This window comes from Pseudoduganella sp. (assembly GCF_041914865.1).
In the GTDB taxonomy this organism is placed as follows: Bacteria; Pseudomonadota; Gammaproteobacteria; order Burkholderiales; family Burkholderiaceae_D; genus Rugamonas.
In genome coordinates, this window is sequence record NZ_JAYSCO010000003.1 from 81,213 (window position 1) to 100,627 (window position 19,415).

Sequence of the window (19,415 nt, forward strand, 5' to 3'; positions counted from 1 at the left end):
TGAATTTTCACAATTCCAGTTGGCAACACGGTATCATCATCGGCACATCCTACTCACCCCTAGTCAGCATGAATCAAGGCGGTACCAGCTTTAACCCACGGCGGGATGCCGTGATACTGATTGTTGATGATGCGCCGGACAACCTGTCTGTCCTGCGCAAGTTGATGGTCGAGCAGGGTTACCAGACCTACGTCGCGAACTCCGGCGAACGCGCGCTTGAAATCGCGCGCCGTGTGCACCCGCACCTGATCCTGCTGGACGTGATCATGCCTGGCATGGACGGCTTTGAAACCTGCCGCCAGCTCAAATCCCACCCCGCCACCGAAGACATCCCGGTGCTCTTCATGAGCGCCCGCAACGAGCAGGAAGACGTGGTGACCGGTTTCGAACTGGGCGCCGTGGACTACATCGGCAAGCCGCTGCGCATGGCCGAAGTGTGCGCCCGCGTGCGCACCCAGCTGCAGATCCGCTTCGCCACCGAAACGCAGCAAGAACAGGCCGAGCGCCTGCGCACTATCGTCAACAACATGGCCGAAGGCCTGCTGATCATCGAAGCCGACGGCCGCATCCAGTTCACCAACCCGGCCTGCGACCAGCACCTGGGCTATATGGCGCACGAGCTGGCCGGCAAATCGATTTCCGACCTGCTGAACCCACTGGTGGCCGACGAATACCTGGAGTACTTCGCACGCTACGCCGCCAACCCGGAGACGGCGCACAGCCACGGCACGCGCGAAGTGATCATCCGCCACCGCACCGGCAAATCGGTGTGCATGGACCTGACGCTGACCCCGATGTTCCTGCGCCAGCCGCTGTTCATCGGCCTGCTGCACGACATCACCCACCACAAGCTGTCGGAAGACGCGCTGCAGCGCGCCGCCATGATCGACCCGCTGACCAAGATTGCCAACCGGCGCCACTTCGACTCCTTCCTGGAGAAGGAATGGCAGCGCGCCATGCGCACCGGCGCCCCGCTCTCGCTGGTGGTGCTGGACGTGGACCACTTCAAGCTGTACAACGACACCCTCGGCCACGCCCAGGGCGACGTCTGCCTGCAGCAGGTAGCGCAAGCCATTGGCGGCCACGCCCTGCGCGTGACCGACCTGGCCGCGCGCTACGGCGGCGAAGAATTCGTGCTGCTGTTCGCCGAGACCGACGCCGACGCCGCCTTCCAGATGGCCGAATCGATCCGCACCCACGTGGAATCGCTGCGCATCCCGCACCCGCGCTCAGCGACTTCGCCGTACATCACCGTCAGTATCGGCGTCGCCACCCTGTGCCCGACGCCCACCGACAACATCGAATCCCTGTTCGTCGCCGCCGACCGCGCCATGTACGTCGCCAAAGAGCAAGGCCGCAACCAGGTCCGCGCCACCCGCCCCCCCACCACCGCCATCGAAGCCGCCCGCGCAATTCGGGGTCAGGTCTGACAATCGGACAAAAACGGGAAAAAATGGGGACGTACCCTATTTTTTCGCGCAGCGAAAAAAATGGGGTACGTCCCCATTTTTTCGCCACCATTTTTTTCCGCCCGCCAGAGCTGGCCCCAAAGACATTCGTAGGGAGTTGGTACTGAATGTTGAGACAGGCGGCATCTTAAGCCGCCAGTGTTACCGCCTCATGACATCATTGCGCGGGCAGGCTGTAGGTGAAGGTGTAGCGGTGCTGGCCGCCGCTGACGTCGATCTTCATCGTGCCTTGCAGGCCGGTGAGCGCGCCGGTGGCGGAGTCGGGCACCACGCTGACGGTCAGGCTTGGCGCGCCTTTGTCCATCAGGCCGGAATGCTGCAGGAAGAAGCTGCCGCTGCGCCCTTCCAGCGTGGCCTTCACTTCTTCCAGCGCGACGTAGCCGGCGGAACCTTTGACGGCGGTGCGCACGGCCAGCATTTCGCCGCGGCTGGTGCCGGCCAGCGCGCCATGGAATGTTTTCTCAATGCTTTGCCGGCCCCAGGCCTGGCCTTCCGGCGCTGGCTGCGGCGTGAGTTTGACGTCGAAGCTGCCTTCGATCTGCATGGGTTTGTCTCCTGCGTGCGCCGCGCAGGCGGCCAGCGCGAATAATAAAGGGATCAGTGTTTTCATGCCGGTCATTGTGCTAGATTCCCCATCCTTATGATTGGAAAAACGCGACAAATCGATGCTGCGCCGCGCGGCATCCTGGTGCCGGGCTTTGCCGCCGGTTCATTCTGCCACGAACGGCTGGCGCCCTGCGCGGCGTTGGCGCGGCTGGTGGAGCATTACTGGTTCGTGGGCTGGGATATGGCCGGGCATGCGCCGCAGCAGCAGGAGACCTTGCCGCATCCGAACGTGCACCTGGTGGTTGAGCACGATACGGATGGGGTGTACGGCGTGCACACTGCGCGCTATACCAAGGTGCTGGCGGAGCGGGGCTTTGCCTTCGGGATCAAGTTCCGGCCGGGCGGCTTCCGGCCTTTCCTGGGCCGCCCGGTGGCGCAAATCGCCGACCAGCGGGTGGCGCTGGACCAGCTGTTCGGCGCGCCGGGTGCGGACCTGGCGCGCGGGCTGCGGGCGCTGGCGCATGCAGACGGTGCGGCACAGGGCGAGGGGGCGGCGCTGGCGTGCGCGATGGCGGACCTGGCGCAGGTTTTCCTGCTGGCGCGGCTGCCGCCGCCGGACGCCGAGGCGGAGCGGGCGGCGCAGCTGGTGGCGGCCATCGCGGCCGATCCGGCCTTGCTGACGGTGGCGGCGCTGGCGCAGCAAGCCGGCATGAACCAGCGCGCCTTGCAGCGCCTGTTCCAGCAATATGTGGGCGTCGGCCCGAAATGGGTCATCAAGCGCTACCGCATGCACGAAGCGGTCGCGCAGCTGCAGGGCGGCGCGGCGCCCGAGCTGGCGCGCCTGGCGCTGGACCTGGGCTACTTCGACCAGGCCCATTTCATCAAGGAATTTACGGCGCTGGTGGGGAAGCCGCCAGGGGCGTACGCGCGCCAGGTGCATCCCGGCGCAGCACGATAGTCCCGGCCAGCATATCGCCCAGGCGCATGCGGCGCTCACCCAGGATGAACAGGGCGTCGATCAGGAAGAACGCATGTGTCAGGTTGCGGAAGAATGAGGCGCCCAGTGTCATGCGCCGCTCGCCGGGGATGCGCACCACGCGCAGCTTCAGCAGGTGCTTGCCGAGGCTGCCGCCGGGGATGGCGTCGCGCAGGAGCATATAGCCCCACCACAGGGCCAGGACGATGGGCTCTGCGGCGCCAGCGATCGGCTGCAGTAGCGCCGTGAGCAAGCCAAGGACGAGCGTGGCGGCGACGAAGTCCAGGCCGAAGGCCAGCAGGCGTATGCCCTGGCTGGCCATGCGCGCCTGCTGGTGTGCTTCTTCTTCCTGGCGCGCCGCTTCACTGGCCAGGACGCGCTCGATCGTCGCGTCGGATACGCCGCGCTCTTTCAGCACTTCCAGGACGATGGCCTGGGCGCCCTCCACCAGGCCAAGACGCAGTTTGTTCAACAGTTCCTCGGTTTCGAGGCCCTGGCATTTTTCACGGAAAGTCATCGGTATCAGTGGCTGAAGTGGTCGAAGCTGGCCAGTTCCAGCGCCAGCGCGGCGCCATCGGCGTCGGTCCAGCGCAGGCCTGGTGCGGGGTCAATGCGGCCGATGCGCGTCACCGGCGTGCCGCTGTCGGCGGCGGCGGCGGCGATCGCTTCGCGCGAGGCGGGCGGCGCGGTGAAGCAGATTTCGTAATCGTCGCCGCCGGCAGCGGTGAAGGCGCGGCGCAGCGCGCGCGGCTGGCTGGCCAGCACCGGCCCGGCCGGCAGCGCGTCGGCATTGAGCGTGGCGCCGACGCCGGACTTTTCCAGGATGTGGCCGAGGTCGCCCACCAGCCCGTCGGAGATATCGATGGCGGCATGCGCCAGGCCGCGCTCGGCCAGCAGCACGCCCAGCGCCACGCGCGGCGTCGGCGTATGCATGCGCGTTCCGGCTGCCGCCAGCGCCTCTGGCGCCAACCCGGCGCCCGGACCGAACACGGGCTCGTTGCGGTAGCCGGCCAGCGCCAGGCGCGCATCGCCCAGGGTGCCGGAGACCCACACGTCGTCGCCCGCCACGGCCGCGCTGCGGCGCAGGGCGCGGCCCGGCGCCACTTCGCCGAACACGGTGATGCAGATATTCAAAGGCCCCTTGGTGGTGTCGCCGCCGATCAGTTCGCAGCCATGCGCATCGGCCAGCGCGAACAGGCCGCGCGAAAAGCCTTCCAGCCAGCTGCGCTCGGCGGCCGGCAAGGCCAGGGCCAGGGTGAACGCCACCGGGCGGGCGCCCATGGCGGCCAGGTCGGATAGGTTGACGGCGAGGCTCTTGTGCCCCAGGCGCTGGGCGTCTTCGCCCGCGAAGAAATGCCGGCCTTCCACCAGCATGTCGGAAGAAATGGCAGTCTGCATCCCGGGAGCCGGGGTCAGCAGGGCGCAGTCGTCGCCGATGCCAAGGGTCGCACGGCCCGCGGCGGGGCGCACGAAATATTGTTTGATCAGGTCGAATTCGGAGAGCATCCCGCCATTCTAGCGGGGCAACCGGGCTTCGTCCTTATTCCTGCTTGTCGCGCAGGTAGACCCAGGTGCCGCCGGAGGCCAGCGCGGCCATGGCCAGCATGACCACATAGCTGGAGTCGGGTGGGGTGAAGAAGAGGGCGGCCACGCTCACGGGGAACAGGACGCCGGACATACGGGACCAGGAATGCCAGAGTGCATGGCGCATGGTATTTTCCTTCCGTAAAGTGCCAGTAAACTCAGTCTAGGAACAGAAATGCTATATGTAAAGTTGTTATCGACGAATATTCCAACTATTTGAGGTTTGGCGCAACAAGATTTTATGGTTTCGTGCCGCAAGTCAGCATTGTCATCGTGGCGACAGAGTGTAGAGGCGGAAAATTGCGTTGCTGTATGGCAATCACTGGCCGGCGCCGGCCGGGGAAACCGACGAAAATTCGGCATTCGTGAAAATACCTAGGTTTGCGTATTCTTTCCGTCTGCTAGAATCGATCACTTTCGGACAGTAAAGAGAAGGGGCAGTACAGCATGGATTCGGGATCCGACAAGAAAGAAGAAATTCGCCAACAGCTGCGCGCGGCAGCACTTGAATATCACGAGTGCCCCAAGCCCGGCAAAATCAGCGTCACCCCCACCAAGCAACTGACCAACCAGCGCGACCTGGCCCTGGCCTATTCGCCAGGGGTGGCCGCACCGTGCGAAGAGATCGTGATCGATCCCGCCAACTCCTATAAGTACACGGCGCGCGGCAACCTGGTGGCCGTCATCTCCAACGGCACCGCGGTGCTGGGCCTGGGCAATATCGGCGCGCTGGCCTCCAAGCCGGTGATGGAAGGCAAGGGCGTACTGTTCAAGAAGTTCGCCGGCGTCGACGTGTTCGACATCGAAATCAACGAGAACGACCCGGACAAGCTGGTCGACATCATCGCCTCGCTGGAGCCGACCTTCGGCGGCATCAACCTGGAAGACATCAAGGCGCCCGAGTGCTTCTACATCGAGCGCAAGCTGCGCGAGCGCATGAAGATCCCGGTCTTCCACGATGACCAGCACGGCACCGCCATCATCGTCGGCGCCGCCATCCTGAACGGCCTGAAATACATCGGCAAGGACATCAAGAACGTCAAGCTGGTGGTGTCCGGCGCGGGCGCGGCGGCGCTGGCCTGCCTCGACCTGATCGTGGACCTCGGCTTCCCGATCGAGAACATCCTGGTCACCGACCTGGCCGGCGTGGTCTACAAGGGCCGCACCGAGCTGATGGACCCGGACAAGGAGCGCTTCGCGCGCGATACCCCGCACCGCACCCTGAACGAGTGCATCGACGGCGCCGACATCTTCCTCGGCCTGTCGGCCGGCGGTGTGCTGAAACAGGATATGGTCAAGCGCATGGCGCCCAACCCGCTGATCCTGGCGCTGGCCAACCCGAATCCGGAGATCCTGCCGGAAGACGTGAAGGCGGTGCGCGGCGACGCCATCATCTGCACCGGCCGTTCGGACTACCCGAACCAGGTCAACAACGTGCTGTGCTTCCCCTACATCTTCCGTGGCGCGCTGGACTCGGGCGCCTCCACCATCACGCGCGAAATGGAAATCGCCGTGGTGCACGCGATTGCCGACCTGGCGCACGCCGAGCAGTCCGACATCGTGGCCACCACCTACGGCATCGCCAACCTGGCTTTCGGCCCGGAATACCTGATCCCGATGCCGTTCGACCCGCGCCTGCTGACCAAGATCGCGCCGGCCGTGGCCAAGGCGGCGGAAGAATCCGGCGTGGCGACGCGCCCGATCAAGGACCTGGAAGCCTACGCCGACAGCCTGCAGCAGTTCGTCTACCGTTCCGGCACCTTCATGAAACCGGTGTTCGCGGTGGCCAAGAAGACCCCGCCGGAAATGAAGCGCATCGTCTACGCCGAAGGCGAGGAAGAGCGCGTGCTGCGCGCGGTGCAGGTGATCGTGGACGAGAAGCTGGCGCGCCCGATCCTGGTCGGCCGCCCGGCCGTGCTGGACGCGCGCGTGCAGAAATTCGGCCTGCGCCTGAAGCAGGGCATCGACTACGACGTGATCAACCCGGACTTCGACGAGCGTTACCGCGAGTACTGGCAGGCCTACTACGAGCTGACCAGCCGCAAGGGCGTGACGCAGGAATACGCCAAGCTGGAAATGCGCCGCCGCCACTCGCTGATCGGCGCCATGATGATCAAGAAGGGCGACGCCGACGGCATGATCTGCGGCACCTTCGGCACCACCCAGCTGCACCTGCACTACATCGACCAGGTGCTGGGCAAGCGCCCGGGCGCCTGCGTGTACGCCGCCATGAACATCCTGGTGCTGCCTGAGCGCCAGCTGGCCATGGTCGACACCCACGTCAACGAAAACCCGAACGCCAACGAGATCGCCGCCATCACCATCATGGCGGCGGAAGAGATGAAGCGCTTCGGCCTGGTGCCGCGCGCGGCCCTGCTGTCGCATTCGAACTTCGGCTCCTCCAACAGCGAATCGGCGCAGAAGATGCGCGCCGCTCTGGAGCTGGTGCGCCAGCGCGCGCCGGACCTGGAAGTGGACGGCGAAATGCACGGCGACACCGCGCTCGACTCCAAGTTCCGCCACAAGCTGCTGCCGCACACCACCCTGAAGCAGGACGCCAACCTGCTGGTGATGCCGAACATCGACGCCGCCAACATCGCCTACAACCTGGTCAAGACCGCGGCCGGCAACGGCATCGCGATCGGCCCGATCCTGCTCGGCTGCGCGGCGCCGGTGCACATCCTGACCCCGTCGGCCACCGTGCGCCGCATCGTCAACATGACGGCGCTGTGCGTGGTGGATGCGGTGTCGGAACGCGCCTAAGGGAGGGCCGGCCATGGTCGACCTGTCGCTCGCTATCCTGCACCACCTGCTGGCCTTCGGCATTGCCGCCGCCATCACCGCCCAGCTGGTGCTGGTGCGGCCGGGCATGCAGCCGCCGGCCGTGCAGCTGGCCGCCAAGTACGATATCGCGCTCGGCATCATGGCCGCGGCGCTGCTGGCGGTCGGCTTCCTGCGCGTGTTTTTCGGCGCCAAGGGGTCCGATTTCTACCTGCATAACCACGTGTTCTGGACCAAGGTGGTGCTGTTTGCCGTGGTCGGCCTGCTGTCGATCAAGCCGACGCGCGCCTTCCTGCGCTGGCGCAAGGCGCAGTCCAGCGATCCCGGCTTCGCGCCGGAGGAAGTCGACATCCGCGCCATCCGCAAGACGCTGATGATCGAAATCCACGTCTTCGCCCTCCTGCCGTTCGCTGCCGCCGCCATGGCGCGCGGCTACGGCTACGTTTGACAATTTCCCAGTAACAAGATGTAACTGTTGTAAGGCCCTGCCGCCCCGTACCGGGCGGCAGGAGGCCCTCTGTTACAATACTTCGTTTGGAAAAAGATGCAGTTTGGATAAGATAATGCAAACCACGAAACGCGCCCTGATCACGGGCATCACCGGCCAGGATGGCGCCTATCTTGCACAGCTGCTGCTGGAAAAGGGCTACGCAGTCACCGGCACTTTCCGCCGTACCAGCTCGGTCAACTTCTGGCGTATCGAAGAACTGGGCATCCAGGACCACCCGAACCTGAAGCTGGTCGAATTCGACCTGACGGACCTGGGCTGCATCCTGCGCCTGCTCCAGCAGGGCAACTTCGACGAGGTGTACAACCTGGCGGCGCAATCGTTCGTGGGCGTGTCGTTCGAGCAGCCCGTCACCACCGGCGAAATCACCGGCATCGGCGTGACCAACCTGCTGGAAGCGATCCGCATCATCAATCCAAAGATCCGCTTCTACCAGGCCTCCACCTCCGAGATGTTCGGCAAGGTGCAGGCCATCCCGCAGCAGGAAGACACGCCGTTCTACCCGCGCAGCCCCTACGGCGTGGCCAAGCTGTACGCGCACTGGATGACCGTGAACTACCGCGAGTCGTACGGCATGTTCGCCGCCTCCGGCATCCTGTTCAACCATGAATCGCCGCTGCGCGGGCGCGAGTTCGTCACGCGCAAGATCACCGACTCGGTGGCCAAGATCAAGCTGGGCAAGCTGGACGTGCTGGAGCTGGGCAACCTGGACGCCAAGCGCGACTGGGGCTTCGCCAAGGAATACGTGGAAGGCATGTGGCGCATGCTGCAGGCCGACAAGCCGGACACCTATGTGCTGGCCACCAACCGCACCGAGACCGTGCGCGACTTCGTGGGCATGGCCTTCAAGGCGGTCGGCATCGCCATCGAATGGCAGGGCAGCGCCGAGAGCGAGACCGGGCATGACGCCGCGACCGGCAAGGTGCTGGTGCGCGTGTCGCCCAAGTTCTACCGTCCGGCCGAAGTGGACCTGTTGATCGGCAACCCGGCCAAGGCGCACAAGGAACTGGGCTGGCAGCCGTCCACCACGCTGGAAGAGCTGTGCCAGATGATGGTGGAAGCCGACCTGCGCCGCAACACCGCGGGCGTCTCGCTCTGATGGCCCACAGCCTGGCATTGCTGTCGCCGGCCCGCGAGGGCGCGGGCAAGCGCGCGCTGGTGACGGGCCTGCACGGCTTCACCGGCCATTACGTGCTGGCCGAGCTGGCAGCCGCCGGCTACGAGGTGGTCGGCACGGCCGCGCCGGGCCATGCGCATGCCATGCCGGGCGCGCGCACCATCGAGGTTGACCTGACCGACCGCCTGGCGCTGGCCGCCGTGGTGCGCGAAGTGCAGCCCGACGTGGTGGTGCACCTGGCCGCCATCGCCTTCGTCGCGCACAGCGATGTCGAGCAGATCTACAAAGTGAACGTGGTGGCCACGCGCCACCTGCTGGATGCCCTGGCGGCGCTGGACAAGAAGCCGTCCGCCGTGCTGCTGGCCTCCAGCGCCAACATCTACGGCAATTCCGAGCTCGAGGTGCTGCACGAGGACGTGGCGCCGGCGCCGGCCAACGATTACGCCGTGTCCAAGCTGGCCATGGAATACGCGGCGCGCCTGTGGATGGACAAGCTGCCCATCATCATGGTGCGCCCGTTCAACTACACCGGCGTTGGCCAGGCCGAGAACTTCCTGCTGCCGAAGATCGTGTCGCACTTCCGCCGCAAGGCCGCCGACATCGAGCTGGGCAACCTGCACGTGTGGCGCGATTTTTCCGACGTGCGCGTGGTGGCCGCGGCCTACCGCGCGCTGCTGGCCGCGGCGCCGGCCGGGCGCGTGTTCAACGTCAGCTCCGGCAAGGCTTACTCGCTGGGCGAGGCGCTGCGCATGATGGAAGAGATCGCGGGCTACCGCATCAACGTCCACGTCAACCCGGCCTTCGTGCGCGCCAATGAAGTGGTGCGCCTGACCGGCGACAACCGCCGCCTGGCCGGCGTGGTGGGCGCGATCGATCCGCTGCCGCTGGAACAGACCCTGCGTTGGATGTACGAAGCGTGATTTTATTGAAGCAGTAGGTCCACCATGCGCGTACTCCATTTCTACAAGACTTATTACCCGGACTCCTGGGGCGGCATCGAACAGGTGATCCGCCAGATGTGCGTGGGCACCGGGCGCCTGGGCGTGACCAACGAAGTGCTGACCCTGACCCGCAACGGCGGGCCGGAGACCATGCAGATCGAAGGGCACACCGTGCACCGCGTGCCACTCGATTTCGAGATCGCCTCCAACGCGTTCTCGTTCTCCGCCATCCGCAAGCTGGCGCGCCTGGCGCGCGAGGCGGACGTGATCCACTACCACTTCCCCTGGCCCTTCATGGACCTGGCGCACTTCATGGCGCGCGCCAAAAAGCCGAGCGTGGTGACCTACCACTCCGACATCGTGCGCCAGAAAACCCTGCTGCGCGTGTACACGCCGCTCAAGCGCCGCTTCCTGAACGACGTGGACGCCATCGTGGCCACCTCGCCCAATTACTTCGCCTCGTCGGAAGTGCTGGGCCGCTACCGCGACAAGGTGAGCGTGATCCCGTTCGGCCTGGACCGCACCACCTATATCGAACCGCGCCCGGAAATACTGGACAAATGGCGCGCGCGCACCAATGGCGAGCGCTTCTTCCTGTTTGTCGGCGTGCTGCGCTACTACAAGGGCCTGCACATCCTGCTCGACGCCGTCTCCCGCACCGACTACCCGGTGGTGATCGTGGGCGCCGGCCCGATCGAGCAGGAGCTCAAAGCGCACGCCGAGCGCCTCGGCCTGCACCATGTGCAGTTCGTCGGCGCGGTGGATGAGGAGGACAAGGTGGCCCTGCTCAAGCTGTGCTACGCCATGGCCTTCCCCTCGCACCTGCGCTCGGAAGCGTTCGGCATCTCCCTGCTGGAAGGCGCCATGTATGGCAAGCCGATGATCTCGAGCGAGATCGGCACCGGCACCACCTACATCAACATCGACAACGAAACCGGCCTGGTGGTGCCGCCGAGCGACCCGGCCGCGTTCGAGCAAGCCATGCGCACTTTGTGGGACAACCCGCAGCTGGCGGCCGACATGGGGCGCCGCGCCGAGGCGCGCTACTGGGAATTGTTCACGGCTGAGAAAATGGCCGAGAACTACGCCACGCTATACCGCACCCTGGTCGCTTGAAGCTTGCAATCGTCCGCCTCTTTGCTTAAATGGAGAGGTGTGACCGACGACAAGCCCGATGCTGATCGAACGCGAATCCCCTTTGCAGCGCCTGCGGGAGCTGGCCCGGAAAGCCGCCGCAGGGCAGGGCGCGGTCGCCCTGGTCAGCGGCGAGGCCGGCATAGGCAAATCGTGTTTACTGAAGGAGTTCACGGCCGGCTTAGGCGCAGGCTATCAAGTGCTGCAGGGCGGCTGTGAAGACTTGTACACACCGCGCGCGCTGGGACCGTTGCGCGATATGGCGCCGCAGCTGGGGCCCGAGCTGGCCGGCCTGCTCGAGGGCGCGGCCGGCAGTACGCGCCTGTTCCCCCAGCTGCTGGCCTGGCTGGCCGGCGCGCCCGCCACCACCGTGCTGGTGGTGGAAGACCTGCACTGGGCCGACCAGGCCACCCTCGACCTGTTGAAATACCTGGCGCGGCGCCTGGCCGGGCTGCGCGTGCTGCTGCTGGCCAGCGTGCGCAGCGACGAGCTGGTGGCCGGCCATGCTTTCTGGCGCTGGGTCGGCGACCTGCCGCCGGCCTGCACCGAGCGCCTGGCGCTGGCGCCGCTGTCGCCGCAGGGCGTGGCGCAACTCGCTACGGCGGCCGGACGCGATGCGGAAGAACTGTATCGCATCAGCGCCGGCAATCCTTTCTTTGTCACGGAACTGCTGGCCGGCACCGGCGCCGGCACGCGCCTGCCCATGTCCATCCGCGACGCGGTCTGGAGCCGCATGGCGCGCCTGCCGGAGGATGAGCGCAGCCTGCTGGAGCTGCTCAGCGTGAGCCCGGCCGCCTGCGAAGACTGGCTGCTGGCGGGCGTGCTGGGGCCGCAGGCGATGGCGGCCTGTGACAGCTGCCTGGCACGCGGCCTGCTGCAGCTGACGCCCAAGGGCCACTACCTGTTCCGCCACGAGCTGGCGCGGCTGGCGGTGGCCAGCCAGCTGGCGCCAGCGCGCCTGCGCCAGCTGCATGCGCGCCTGTGCGAGGTGCTGGAGACGCCGGCGCCGGCGCAGCGCCCGCCCGAGCTGGCGCGCCTGGTGCACCATGCGGCCGCCGCGCACGACGCGCTGCGCGTGCTGCGCCTGGCGCCGCGCGCCGCGCACGAGGCGGCGCAGCTGGGTGCGCACCGGCAGGCCGCCGGCCACCTGGCGACGGCGCTGCGCTTCGTGTCCGAGGCCACGCCGGCGCCGCAGGCGGCGCAGCTGTACGAGGACTGGTCGTACGAGGCGGGCCTGGTGCGCATCGACGACGAGGTGATCGCGGCGCGCCACCAGGCCATCGCCCTGTGGCGCGGCCTGGGGCGCGCCGACAAGGCCGGTTTCAACCTGCGCTGGCTGTCGCGCCTGCACTGGTACCGCGGCGAAGCGGAACTGGCCGCGCGCTACGGCATGGAGGCCATCGCCCTGCTGGAGCAGCTGCCGCACAGCAGCGAGCTGGCCATGGCCTACAGCCTGCGCTCGCAGCACGAAATGCTGCAGGACCATCCGGCGGCCGCCATCGCCTGGGGCGAACGCGCGCTGGCGCTGGCCGGCGAAGTGGGCGACATCGAAACGCGCGTGCATGCGCTGAATAATATCGGCACGGCGCGCCTGTTTTCCGGCCAGGCCGAGGGCCAGGACCTGCTGGAGGAAAGCCTGCGCCTGGCCCTGCAGCACGGCTACCATGAGCATGCGGCGCGCTGCTACACCAACCTGAGCGAATGCGCCGTGACGGCCAAGCGCTTCGCACTGGCCGAGCGCGTGCTGGCGCAGGGCATCGCCTTCGACAGCGAACATGACCTCGATGCCTGGACCCATTACTTGGTGGGCTGGCAGGCGCAGTTGCGCATGGCGCAAGGGCGGCTGGCGGAGGCGCAGCAGATTGCGCAGGGCGTGCTGGCGCTGCCGCACCTGACCCTGCTCATGCGCCTGCCGGCGCTGACGGTGCTGGGCCGCACGCGCGCGCGCCTGGGCCAGGCCGACGGCAGCGCCTACCTGGAGCAGGCTTTGCAGGGCGCGCTGGCCACCGGCGAGCCGCAGCGCATCGTGGAGGCCAGCCTGGGGCTGGCGGAGACGGCCTGGGTCGCGGGCGACCTGGCGGCGTGCCGCGCCACGCTGGCCGCGCTGGCGCAGCACGATGTGGCCGGCGTCAACCTGTGGGAGCGCGGCGAGCTGGCGCTGTGGCAGCAGCGCGCCGGGCTGCCGCTGCTGGCGGCGGCGCAAGGGGCAGCGCTGCCGCCGCCAATTGCCGCCGAACTGGCCGGCGATGGCCAGGCGGCCAGCGCGCTGTGGCTGGAACTGGGCCTGCCGTTCGAGGCCGGCCTGGCCTTGCTGCGCGTCGGCGGCCAGGAGGCCGGCGCCGCCGCCTTGCGCGCGGTGGCGCTGTTCGAACAGATCGGCGCACGCAGCGCCGCCGCCCGGGCGCGCGCCCTGGCCTGCAATTTGGGGCAGGGCGCCGGCCTGCCCAAGGCGCGGCGCGGTCCCTACCAGGCAGCGCGCAGCCACCCGGCCGGCCTGACGCGGCGCGAGGCGCAGATCCTCGACCTGCTATTGGCGGGGCAGAGCAATGCCGCGATCGCGCGCCAGCTGGTGCGCTCGCCGCGCACGGTGGAACACCATGTGTCGGCCCTGCTGGAAAAGCTGGGCGCCAGCAACCGCTGCGAGCTCATGCGCCGCATGCAGCAAAAAATAGGTAGGGAACAGCGGGAATCTGGGTAGGGTTACCGATGGCCACGGCAGGTGCCGAAGCGTATTATTGACGGTAAGCGCGGAAGACATCGTTAAGGTGGTGCCCGAGGCCGGAATCGAACCGGCACGCCTTGCGGCGGCGGATTTTGAGTCCGCTGCGTCTACCAATTTCACCACTCGGGCCACATAACGCGACGAGCATTATTACCGATTTGCCCCCCTGCGGCAACCCTGGCGCACGATTTATGCATTTGGCAAGCGCCAGGGTCGGGGGCAAAGCGACATACCAGCATGCCAGGCCCGCCCGCCAGCGGGGCTGGCGCCCCACAGCGCCCGGCCAATCCGGCGGCGGCGCGGGTACCAGGTTTGGACCGCCGGGACGGATGCACCCCATCCGCTCCGCCGCCCCGGGCTGCAATGCCGCCATCGATGGCAAGCCCTCCAGGCCCTCTCGCAGTTCGTCCGCGCTGCATGCGTTCTGTCCCCCGGAACGTGCTGCCCGTCGCCGCGGAACTGCACATCCGAACACTCTTTGCTAACTTGAATTGACCCCGCACACTTTCTGATTGCGGGGCAACAGGCAAACCAATCGGAGATGATGATGAAAAAGCTGATGATGTTGGGTGCCCTGGCCGCACTTCTGGTGGGTGGCAGCGCAGTCGCTGCCGGGCCGAATGATCCCTCGGTGCAGATCAAGGCGCCGGAGGTAAGCTACAAGCTGCATGCGGACGAGTTCAAGGACTTCGCCCATACCTATGTGCTGGCCGACAGCAAGGCGATCCGCTTCAGCCAGAGCGGCCGGCGCTATTGGGCCAGGCTGGCGGGCGAGAACAAGGTGGAGCTGTATCCGATGGCGGCCAACGTCTTCGTGACGGCGGCCGGTGCGCGCATCGAGTTCAGCGACCAGGGCGAACAGGTGGCGATCGATAACTACGAACGCCTGCCCATGTCGGTGGCGCTGGGCGCCACCAATGTACGCATGGTGGCCAGCCGCTGAGGAAGGGGCAGCGGCACTGGCGCGCCAATGCGGCGCGCCAGCAGGCGCTTATGCCGCCTGCTGCAGGGGCGCCGTGTCCAGGCGCTCTTCCAGCAGGGCGAAGATGGCGTCCTTCGACAGCACGTAGCGCTCCATCAGTTCATCCTTGATCGATTCCATCACACCCCGGTAGTCGCGCATGGCGGCCAGGGTGGTGCTGTACAACTCATCGGCCTTGGCTTCCACCTGCACCAGCGTGTGCTCGTCGCCCGAGTCGCCGCGCAGCTGGCTGTAATCGAGCTTGGAGCGCGAGTACATCGACAGGCGGTTGACCATCATGTCCAGCATGCGGGTGGCCTTCTCGATATCGTTCTGGCTGCCCACCGAAATGCCGCGCGCGCCGTAGAACAGTTCCTCGGCCGCCACGCCGCCGTACAGCTGCATCACGTCGCGTTCCATTTCTTCCAGCGTGCGCAGCGACATGTCGTCGCCCGCGCTCAGCACATAGCCCAGCGCATTCATCTTCGACACGGCCTCGGTGGAAATCTTCAGCAGGTGCGACTTCTCCTTCACCTGCGCCAGCGGCAGGCCGGCGCGCAGGTAGGGGTCGATCTGCATGAAGAAGTGGCCCAGCTCATGCAGCGCGATGCGCTCGCGCTGGCGCGTCTTCTCGGCGGTGGTGGCGCGGTCGGTCAGGCCGATGGTGGCGCGCTCGAAAGCGCGGAACATCAGGTCGGTGTTGATCACGCATTTTTCCTGGATCGAAATCATGGAGGCGCGGTCGACCACGGTTTCCAGCAGGGCCGGGCTGAGGTTGGCGGTGATGTCGGCCACCTGGTCCAGGTCCATATCGGCCCAGTCGACCAGGCCTTCCTGCTTGCGCTTGAGGAAGGAGTCGAGCAGGGCGCGGCGCTCGGCCTTGTTGGGCAGGCGGAAATTGATCTTGACCGAGAAGCGGCGCAGCATGGCCTCGTCCATCGCGGTCGAGTTGTCGTCGAAGTTGGAGGCGACGATCCAGATCACGCCCTGGCCTTGCTCGCTCTTCACGCCGTCCAGCAGGCCGAGCAGGGTGTTGGCGGTGTCGTCTTCCCACTTCTTCTCGCCACGGCCGCGCGGCATGAACAGCGCCTGTGCCTCGTCCAGGAAGATGATGCAGTTGCCGCGTGCGCAGGCTTTCTTGTAGAGCGCATTCAGCGCCTTCGAACCGCCGCCGACATAGCCCGATTCGAGCGCCGAGCCGGAGGCCTGGATCAGCGGATAGCCGAGGCGCTTGGCCAGGTAGCCGGCCAGCTTGGTCTTGCCGGTGCCGGCCGGGCCGGTCAGCATCACGTTGAACGGCTTGTCGATATTGTGCTGCTTGTAGACTTCGCGGTTGCGGATCATGTCTTCCAGGTGCAGCACTTCCTGTTTGATGTCTTCCATGCCGATCAGGTCGTCCATCGAGCCCTTCAGCTTGTCGGGCGTGATGACCGAAGCGTTCGGGCCCATGCCCGGGATGCCCCACTTCAGCACGAACAGCACCAGGCCCACCACGAAGATGTCGAACGCATGGCGTTTCAGGAAAGCTTGCACGGACGCCCACTGGCCGCCGTCGTCCAGCAGCACGCCCTTGTGCGCGGCCAGGTAATCGTCCTTGGCGATGGCGTAGGGGATGTTATTGCGCAGCAGGACTTCGCGTTCCAGGCTCTGGTGCGAGGTGGACGGCACCACCACCACGTGCAGCGTGGCGGCGTCCTTGAATTTATAGATATAGCGCGGCGAATCGGCCAGCGGACGGGCGATCAGCAGGTAGTCAAGCTTGTCGCGCTGCGCCACCAGGGCCGTGATTTCGCCGATATTCTGCGAGCGCACCACCGGCGCGGCATCCTGCGCCACCTCGCCGCGCAGCAGCGCGAAGGCCAGGGCGGCGGTGGCCAGCATCACCAGGGTGATGCGTACCATGGGATTCTTGAGGGCGAGTTGGAGCTTGTAGATATTAAACATAGGCCTGGAAAACGCTGAGGTTTCGGGTGGGCCTATGGCCGGTGGCGAATGCCTCGGCTGGCCCTGTTGTCGGAAATGCTGTACGGCAACATTCCGCATATGGGGACTATAGCGAGGTATTCCAGCCTTGTGTCAGCCATCCCCTAAAAAAACTTTAGTTGCGCAACAGTAATAAATGGCAAGTTGTTTGCGCGCTTGTTATGGGACTTGTCAGGTGGGCATGTTCGACAATTGGCCGTCGGCGGCCGCATAATTGCCATCAGGAAAATTTCGAGGTGCTTATGGAAATGGACAAACAGCCTGACCGGATGCGCGTGCGGCACTACCAGGCTGCCTCCGGCCGCGGCACCGGGGCGGAGCGCGTGGTGTGCGTCCTGCTCACGAGTCCGGACGATATCCTTGCAGCGCGCAACAACCATGTCCTCAACTGCCTGCAAGCGGCGGGCGTGAGCCGCTCGGTCGGGGTCTATTTTTACCGGTTCAAGAACAGCACCGGCCCCTTCATCAAGATCGGCGAGTGTACCCGGCAGGAGGGTATTTCCGTGCGTTTCCAGCGCGGGTGGCATGGCACTCCTCGCTATTCGGATTCCTACCTGGGGAAATACACGAAGGATGGCAGTCAGGTGGACAGTGAATTCCTGCGTGAGATCCAACGCATCAGTGCCGGGAATCCGGCCTATTTTGTCTTCTACGAGCACGCGACGCTGCACTCGCACCCCAAAATTGACGAGGTGTTCTCGTACCGGTTCCACAAGCGCTTCTTCAAGCGCGGCACCCTTAGCCCGGAAAGGATGAACGGAAATCCGCTGCTGGCGCGGCGCCTGGTGTGGCACAAAACCGCGTTCAGTGAAGTCGCCCGCGGCCGTTTCCCCGATGGCAGCGCGTACCCGCTGGCCTAGACCGGTTCACTTCGTGGCTTGCCACTGCTCGTATTTCTTCTCCAGCCGGGTGAAGCTGCCATCCTTGCGCATGCTGTCGAGCGCGCTGTTCATGCGCTCGACCATGGCATCGGGCACCGAAGGGTTGCAGGCCAGGTAGACCTTGACCCGGTGGAAGGTCAGCACCGGCACCAGCTGTCCCGGTGCGGCGAACTGGGCCAGGGCGCTGATGTCGTTGTTGCGCACCCCCACCGCCCACAGGTCGATGCGGTCGAGCAGCAGCTTCTTCGGGTTGGAGGCGTCGTTCTGGGCCGGGTCGACATCGAAGCCGCGCGCGCGCAGGAATTCGTCGCGCGCGTCGCCGTTATAGGTGCCGATGCGCAGGCTGCGGGCGTCTTCCAGCGTTTGCAGCTGGTACTTGCGGCCGGCGCGCCCCATCAGGATCCATTCGGCCTCATCGGTGGGGCCGACCCATTTGAACTGCTTTTCGCGCTCTGGGGTGCGCGAGGTGGAGTAGACGCAGGTGTAGGGATCGCGCTGGGCCATGGTGTAGGCGCGCTTCCAGGGCAGCACGTCGATCTTGTAGCTGTAGCCGGTGCGCGCCAGCATTTCGCGGATCTTCTCGCTTTCGCGGCCGATCACTTCGTCGCCCACCTTCATGCTGGCCGGCGGCGCGTGCTCGGCGGTGATGAGCAGCGGCGGCATGGCGGGCGGGGTCGCCAGCGCCGCTGTGCTAGTAACCAGCAATATTGCAAAATAGGTTAACGCTGTTGCCATGCCGACCTCGTTGTTCTTGCCGCTTACAGCATAGCAGCAACCATGGGGGCGGACAATCGGGCGCCAGCCGTGCCGCAGGCCGGGCGCGGAAGACCAGGTCAGTGCTGCTGCGCGGCACGCCAGGCCGCGACAGCGGGGCCGATCTGGCCCAGCTGGATGAGCGGCGCCACGCCGGGCAAGGCCAGCTTGAGCAACGCCGGGTGGCTGCCGCCGGCCCAGATTTGCACATGTTCCGGCAGGGCTTGGCGCACGGCGCGCAAGCTGCGCTGCACGTCGGCGCCGCGCATGGTCTGGCTGAAACTGAGCGCCAGCACGTCAACGGCCTGAGCCGCCGCCGCTTGCACCATGTCCGCGATCGGCGTCTGCAGCCCGAGCGAGCGGCAATCGCAGCCTTCCAGTGCCATCAAGGTATGCGCCATCAGCAGCCCCAGCCCGTGCGACTCCTGCGGCACGGTGGTCAACAGGATACGCGGCGGCCGGCGATCGGTTTGCAGGGTCAATTCGGCCAGCATCTGCCGCAGCAGCGTGCTCACGCATTCGGTGTACAGATGCTCTTCAAAGACGGCAATGGCGCCGCGCGCCCAGGCCCGCCCCACTTCGGCAGTCAAGTCGGGCAGCACGTCGCACACCAGCCGCGCAATGCCCAGCCGTTTGGCGCTTTGGTTGAGTAACTGCAGCAAGCCCGGCATGTTGTGCTGCGCCAACTCCCGCAGGCATTCGTTTTGCAACGGCAGCTCGGGGGTAGCCGGCGGCAGTGCGCGCGCCTGGCATTCGTCCAGCAGCGTCTTCAAGGCCTCCAGAGGCAGGCTGGCAATGGCGGCCGGGCGCAAACCGTTGCTCAGCAGCAGTTGCATCAGTTGCAGGCGCTGTACCTGGTCTGCCGGGTAAAGGCGCTCACCCTGCGCGTTGCGCAGGGGCTGCGGAAAGCCGTAGCGACGTTCCCAGATGCGCAGTGTGTCCTTGGACAAAGTGGTGGCGCGCTCGACGGCGGCAATGGGAAGTAGATCCTGGTCGGTCATCCTGCGTATGGAAAATAGTGTCAAATTGGTATGTTCGGATTATAGCCGACCTTCCATT

General features: G+C 65.9%; 17 protein-coding genes and 1 tRNA gene. 10 read left to right on the top strand and 8 right to left on the bottom strand.

Annotated elements, in window-relative coordinates; all coding sequences use genetic code 11:
• Positions 1-68: 68 nt before the first annotated feature.
• The gene (locus tag ACE3TQ_RS02350; protein ID WP_374580314.1) at positions 69-1,430 is read left to right on the top strand and encodes a diguanylate cyclase domain-containing protein; all 1,362 of its coding nucleotides are present in this window, start codon (positions 69-71) and stop codon (positions 1,428-1,430) included.
• Positions 1,431-1,626: 196 nt separating this feature from the next.
• Here ACE3TQ_RS02350 and ACE3TQ_RS02355 read toward each other — a convergent pair whose 3' ends face one another.
• Positions 1,627-2,079, bottom strand: a complete 453-nt coding sequence (locus tag ACE3TQ_RS02355) for a DUF3224 domain-containing protein (protein ID WP_374580315.1) — start codon at positions 2,077-2,079, stop codon at positions 1,627-1,629.
• 30 nt (positions 2,080-2,109) lie between these two features.
• On the opposite strand from ACE3TQ_RS02355, the gene ACE3TQ_RS02360 reads away from it, so the two are divergent.
• Entirely contained in the window at positions 2,110-2,973 is an 864-nt protein-coding gene (locus ACE3TQ_RS02360; RefSeq protein ID WP_374580316.1) for a DUF6597 domain-containing transcriptional factor, read from the top strand.
• Here the strand turns inward: ACE3TQ_RS02360 and ACE3TQ_RS02365 are convergent.
• The 3 genes from ACE3TQ_RS02365 to ACE3TQ_RS02375 are packed head-to-tail and all read right to left on the bottom strand — an operon-like array spanning position 2,906 to position 4,702.
• Entirely contained in the window at positions 2,906-3,508 is a 603-nt protein-coding gene (locus tag ACE3TQ_RS02365) for an RDD family protein (RefSeq protein ID WP_374580317.1), read from the bottom strand. The two genes, ACE3TQ_RS02360 and ACE3TQ_RS02365, sit on opposite strands and share 68 nt — an antisense overlap.
• A gap of 5 nt (positions 3,509-3,513) precedes the next feature.
• Entirely contained in the window at positions 3,514-4,497 is a 984-nt protein-coding gene (gene thiL, locus ACE3TQ_RS02370) for a thiamine-phosphate kinase (protein ID WP_374580318.1), read from the bottom strand.
• Between the two features lie 34 nt (positions 4,498-4,531).
• On the bottom strand, positions 4,532-4,702 hold the full coding sequence (locus tag ACE3TQ_RS02375) for a hypothetical protein (RefSeq protein ID WP_374580319.1): 171 nt from the start codon (positions 4,700-4,702) through the stop codon (positions 4,532-4,534).
• Positions 4,703-5,022: 320 nt separating this feature from the next.
• On the opposite strand from ACE3TQ_RS02375, the gene ACE3TQ_RS02380 reads away from it, so the two are divergent.
• The 6 genes from ACE3TQ_RS02380 to ACE3TQ_RS02405 all read left to right on the top strand — a co-directional run bounded on the left by ACE3TQ_RS02380 (position 5,023) and on the right by ACE3TQ_RS02405 (position 13,754).
• Positions 5,023-7,338 carry an NADP-dependent malic enzyme gene (locus tag ACE3TQ_RS02380; RefSeq protein ID WP_374580320.1) on the top strand — a complete coding sequence of 772 codons (2,316 nt, stop codon included), beginning with the start codon at positions 5,023-5,025 and terminating at the stop codon, positions 7,336-7,338.
• Between the two features lie 13 nt (positions 7,339-7,351).
• Positions 7,352-7,804, top strand: coding sequence for a DUF2214 family protein (locus tag ACE3TQ_RS02385; protein ID WP_374580321.1), 453 nt, complete (start codon positions 7,352-7,354; stop codon positions 7,802-7,804).
• A gap of 115 nt (positions 7,805-7,919) precedes the next feature.
• The gene (gene gmd, locus ACE3TQ_RS02390) at positions 7,920-8,963 is read left to right on the top strand and encodes a GDP-mannose 4,6-dehydratase (RefSeq protein WP_374580322.1); all 1,044 of its coding nucleotides are present in this window, start codon (positions 7,920-7,922) and stop codon (positions 8,961-8,963) included.
• On the top strand, positions 8,963-9,901 hold the full coding sequence (locus tag ACE3TQ_RS02395) for an NAD-dependent epimerase/dehydratase family protein (protein WP_374580323.1): 939 nt from the start codon (positions 8,963-8,965) through the stop codon (positions 9,899-9,901). The genes gmd and ACE3TQ_RS02395 overlap by 1 nt, the downstream gene beginning before the upstream one ends.
• 24 nt (positions 9,902-9,925) lie before the next feature.
• Entirely contained in the window at positions 9,926-11,038 is a 1,113-nt protein-coding gene (locus ACE3TQ_RS02400; protein WP_374580324.1) for a glycosyltransferase family 4 protein, read from the top strand.
• A 58-nt stretch (positions 11,039-11,096) separates the two neighbouring features.
• Positions 11,097-13,754 carry an AAA family ATPase gene (locus tag ACE3TQ_RS02405; RefSeq protein WP_374580325.1) on the top strand — a complete coding sequence of 886 codons (2,658 nt, stop codon included), beginning with the start codon at positions 11,097-11,099 and terminating at the stop codon, positions 13,752-13,754.
• 68 nt (positions 13,755-13,822) lie between these two features.
• On the opposite strand, the gene ACE3TQ_RS02410 is transcribed toward ACE3TQ_RS02405, so the two are convergent.
• Positions 13,823-13,907 (bottom strand) — tRNA-Leu (locus ACE3TQ_RS02410).
• Positions 13,908-14,337: 430 nt separating this feature from the next.
• Here ACE3TQ_RS02410 and ACE3TQ_RS02415 point away from each other — a divergent pair.
• Positions 14,338-14,721 (top strand): hypothetical protein, encoded by a 384-nt coding sequence (locus tag ACE3TQ_RS02415; RefSeq protein WP_374580327.1) that lies wholly within the window; start codon positions 14,338-14,340, stop codon positions 14,719-14,721.
• Between the two features lie 48 nt (positions 14,722-14,769).
• On the opposite strand, the gene ACE3TQ_RS02420 is transcribed toward ACE3TQ_RS02415, so the two are convergent.
• Complete coding sequence (locus tag ACE3TQ_RS02420; protein WP_374580329.1) at positions 14,770-16,683, bottom strand: AAA family ATPase; 1,914 nt, start codon at positions 16,681-16,683, stop codon at positions 14,770-14,772.
• Between the two features lie 281 nt (positions 16,684-16,964).
• Between ACE3TQ_RS02420 and ACE3TQ_RS02425 the strand changes: the two genes are divergently transcribed.
• On the top strand, positions 16,965-17,582 hold the full coding sequence (locus ACE3TQ_RS02425) for a hypothetical protein (RefSeq protein ID WP_374580330.1): 618 nt from the start codon (positions 16,965-16,967) through the stop codon (positions 17,580-17,582).
• 6 nt (positions 17,583-17,588) lie between these two features.
• On the opposite strand, the gene ACE3TQ_RS02430 is transcribed toward ACE3TQ_RS02425, so the two are convergent.
• Together ACE3TQ_RS02430 and ACE3TQ_RS02435 are read right to left on the bottom strand one after the other, a co-directional pair.
• Positions 17,589-18,266 carry a substrate-binding periplasmic protein gene (locus tag ACE3TQ_RS02430; protein WP_374580331.1) on the bottom strand — a complete coding sequence of 226 codons (678 nt, stop codon included), beginning with the start codon at positions 18,264-18,266 and terminating at the stop codon, positions 17,589-17,591.
• Between the two features lie 170 nt (positions 18,267-18,436).
• Entirely contained in the window at positions 18,437-19,381 is a 945-nt protein-coding gene (locus ACE3TQ_RS02435; RefSeq protein WP_374580332.1) for a MerR family transcriptional regulator, read from the bottom strand.
• Positions 19,382-19,415: the final 34 nt, after the last annotated feature.